Origin of the sequence: Streptococcus sp. WM07, from assembly GCF_004570525.1 — a bacterium.
GTDB lineage: Bacteria > Bacillota > Bacilli > Lactobacillales > Streptococcaceae > Streptococcus.
In genome coordinates this window covers 1-344 of the sequence record NZ_SPPZ01000303.1, presented here as the reverse complement: position 1 = coordinate 344, position 344 = coordinate 1, and the positions used below count along the sequence as shown (strand labels likewise).

At 48.0% G+C, this 344-nt stretch carries 1 protein-coding gene; it reads right to left on the bottom strand.

Going from position 1 to position 344, the window contains the following annotated elements; translation table 11 throughout:
- Positions 1-344 (bottom strand): DUF1542 domain-containing protein (locus E4T71_RS09335; protein WP_135039013.1); only part of this gene is annotated, 344 nt, incomplete at both ends.

Below are 344 nucleotides of genomic sequence, written 5' to 3'. Positions count from 1 at the left end.
TGCATCAACTTGAGCCTTAGCTGCTGCTTTCTCTTCGTCTGTTAGATCAGAGCGAGCGTCAATTTCATCCTTCTTGGCTTGAGCGGCTTCATCGACGGCTTTCTTCGCTTCAGGCTTAGCAACTGCAGCTGGGTTAATAGCTTTAACAGTGTCAACACCTGCAGTTTTAGCTTCTTCAACTCCTGCATCTGTTGTTGCTGCATCTACTGCAGCTTTGGCTTTTTCTGCTTCTGCATCAACTTGAGCCTTAGCTGCTGCTTTCTCTTCGTCTGTTAGATCAGAGCGAGCGTCAATTTCATCCTTCTTGGCTTGAGCGGCTTCATCGACGGCTTTCTTCGCTTCAG